The following is a 2,930-nucleotide window of genomic DNA, read 5'->3' as shown; positions in this document are numbered from 1 at the left end:
GCGGATGATGGGGGACGCTCGCCGGCCGGGGGTGTCGGGCGAGAGCGGGGAGCGCGGGCGCCGGCCCGTGTCGAGTGGTGGGCATCGGCGCGTCGGCGCCGGTGACGGTGCGGGTGAGGGTGGGCGAGACGTATGGATGTGATGCCGCTGCTGTTGCTGGTGGCGGGGAGTGCCGCCGTGGCCGCGGCCGCCCGGCGCTCGCCCGTGCCGGCCCCGCTGCTGCTGGTCGCGGCCGGGCTCGCGGTGTCGTACGTGCCCGGCGTGCCCGACTACACCCTCGACCCGCACATCGTCCTGCCGCTGGTGCTGCCCCCGCTGCTGCACAGCGCCGCGACGGACAGCTCGTATCTCGACCTGAGGGCGCAGATGCGGCCCGTGATGCTGCTGTCGGTCGGCTACGTGCTCTTCGCGACCTTCGCCGTCGGCTGGGTCGCCTATCTCGTCATCCCGGGGCTGCCGCTGACCGCGGCCCTGGTGCTGGGCGCGGTGGTGGCGCCGCCGGACGCGGTCGCCGCGACGGCGGTCGCCCGCCGGGTCGGGCTGCCGTCGCGGATCACCACGATCCTTCAGGGCGAGTCCCTGGTGAACGACGCCACCGCGATCACGGCCTACCGGGTCGCCCTCGCGGCCGCCGTCGGAGAGGGCGCCACCTGGGCCGGCGGCATCTGGGAGTTCCTGCTGGCGGCGTTCGGCGGCATCGGCATGGGGCTGGTGCTGATGGTGCCGATCCACTGGCTGCGCACCCATGTGAAGGAAGTGCTGCTGCAGAACACGCTCTCGCTGCTGATCCCGTTCGTCGCGTACGCGGCCGCCGAGCAGGTGCACGCCTCCGGAGTGCTGGCGGTCGTGGTCGTCGCGCTCTACCTGGGGCACCGCGCGTGGGAGGTCGACTTCGCCACGCGGCTCCAGGAGGAGGCGGTGTGGAGGATGGTCGCCTTCGTACTGGAGTCGGCGGTGTTCGCGCTGATCGGACTGCAACTGCCGGTGGTCCTCAAGGGCCTCGGAGAGTACGAGGGCACCCGTGCCGCCTGGTACGCGATCGCCGTCTTCCTCGTGGTGGTCGTCTCGCGGTTCGTGTGGGTGTATCCGGCGACGTTCCTGCCGCGCATGATGTCGGCCCGGATCCGGGAGCGGGAGAAGAACCCGACGTGGAGGGGTGCGTTCATCATCGCCTGGGCCGGCATGAGAGGCGTCGTCTCGCTGGCGATCGCCTTCTCCATCCCGCTCACCGTGCACGGCGGCGGCGACTTCCCCGAGCGCAACCTCATCCTCTTCCTCACCTTCACGACGGTCATCGGCACCCTGGTCGTCCAGGGCGTGACGCTGCCCTCGCTGGTCCGCGTGCTGAAGGTCCCCGGCCGCGACTCGCAGGCCGAGACCCTTGCCGAGGCGAACGCCCAGGCGCAGGCCTCCCGCGCCGCCGAACAACGCCTGGAGGAACTCCTCTCCGACGAGCGCAACGCCCTCCCCGAGTCCCTGGCCGACCGCCTGCGGGCCGTCCTGGAACGCCGCCGCAACTCCGTCTGGGAACGCCTGGGCCAGGCCAACCCCGTCACCGGCGAGTCCGTCGACGACACCTACCGCCGACTCTCCCGCGAGGCGATCGGCACCGAACGCGCGGTCTTCGTGAGGCTGCGCGACGGCCGCTACATCGACGACGAGATGCTGCGAACGCTGCTGCGCAGACTGGACCTGGAGGAGGCGGCCGCCTATCGGGAGGCCGAGTGAGGGCCGGTCACCCGGGGAACGGGGCTCCGGTGACGACCGCCGCGATCACCGTCCCGCGCGGGAAGGCACCCTCCTCGGCCAGCGCGACAAGCCCATACAGCAACTTGGCGACATAGAGACGCTCGACCCGTACGCCGTGCCGCTCCTCGAAGTCCTCTGCGAAGGCGTCCAGTTCCGGGGTCGTACGGGCGTACCCACCGAAGTGGAACCGCTCGTCCAGCCGCCATTCGCCCCGAGGCCCGCCGAACGTCTCGGCCTGCAGGTGCCGTATGTCGTCCCCCAGGAAGCCGCCCTTGAGGACGGGCACGCCCAGGGCTTGCTGACCAGGGCCGAGCCCGGCGGCGAGGCCCGCCAGGGTTCCGCCCGTGCCGCAGGCGACCGCGACCACGTCGGCCTTCCCGCGCAGCTCCTCGCCGAGCTCCCCGCACCCTCGTACGGCAAGGGCATTGCTGCCGCCCTCCGGGACGACGTACGCGTCCTGCGCACCGGCCGCGCGCAGGACGGCCGCCAGTGTCCGCGGCTCGGTCTTGTGGCGGTACGTCGATCTGTCGACGAAATGCAGGCGCATGCCATCGGCCACGCACCGGGCGAGGGACGGGTTGAGGGGTCGGTCGGCCAGCTCCTGGCCGCGCACCACGCCGACCGTGGGCAGACCGAGGAGGTGGCCCGCTGCGGCGGTGGCGCGCAGGTGGTTGGAGTAGGCGCCGCCGAAGGTGAGCACGGTGCGACCGGCGGCGGCAGCGAGGTTCGGCGCGAGCTTGCGCCACTTGTTGCCGATCAGCTCCGGGTGGATCAGGTCGTCCCGCTTGAGCAGCAGACGCAGACCGCGACGGGTGAACCGCTCGTCCAGCCGCCATTCGCCCCGAGGCCCGCCGAACGTCTCGGCCTGCAGGTGCCGTATGTCGTCCCCCAGGAAGCCGCCCTTGAGGACGGGCACGCCCAGGGCTTGCTGACCAGGGCCGAGCCCGGCGGCGAGGCCCGCCAGGGTTCCGCCCGTGCCGCAGGCGACCGCGACCACGTCGGCCTTCCCGCGCAGCTCCTCGCCGAGCTCCCCGCACCCTCGTACGGCAAGGGCATTGCTGCCGCCCTCCGGGACGACCTGATCCACCCGGAGCTGATCGGCAACAAGTGGCGCAAGCTCGCGCCGAACCTCGCTGCCGCCGCCGGTCGCACCGTGCTCACCTTCGGCGGCGCCTACTCCA

At 72.4% G+C, this 2,930-nt stretch carries 2 protein-coding genes and 1 pseudogene; 2 read left to right on the top strand and 1 reads right to left on the bottom strand.

Annotation, left to right across the window (positions count from 1 at the left end; translation table 11 throughout):
* Positions 1 to 132: 132 nt before the first annotated feature.
* Complete coding sequence (locus tag EAO75_RS44850) at positions 133 to 1,728, top strand: Na+/H+ antiporter (protein ID WP_148000876.1); 1,596 nt, start codon at positions 133 to 135, stop codon at positions 1,726 to 1,728.
* Positions 1,729 to 1,735: 7 nt separating this feature from the next.
* On the opposite strand, the gene EAO75_RS44845 is transcribed toward EAO75_RS44850, so the two are convergent.
* Complete coding sequence (locus EAO75_RS44845) at positions 1,736 to 2,629, bottom strand: 1-aminocyclopropane-1-carboxylate deaminase/D-cysteine desulfhydrase (RefSeq protein ID WP_148000877.1); 894 nt, start codon at positions 2,627 to 2,629, stop codon at positions 1,736 to 1,738.
* Between the two features lie 45 nt (positions 2,630 to 2,674).
* Between EAO75_RS44845 and EAO75_RS44840 the strand changes: the two are divergent.
* A pseudogene (locus tag EAO75_RS44840) lies at positions 2,675 to 2,930 on the top strand (1-aminocyclopropane-1-carboxylate deaminase); the annotation flags it as partial.

Source organism: Streptomyces sp. UW30 (assembly GCF_008042075.1).
Taxonomy (GTDB): domain Bacteria; phylum Actinomycetota; class Actinomycetes; order Streptomycetales; family Streptomycetaceae; genus Streptomyces.
Note: the sequence above shows the minus strand (reverse complement) of the source record. Positions and strands in the feature narration are given on the sequence as shown.

Coding starts and splice junctions, on each gene's coding strand:
- EAO75_RS44850 (WP_148000876.1), top strand. CDS start 133: ATGGATGTGATGCCGCTGCTGTTGCTGGTGGCGGGGAGTGCCGCCGTG.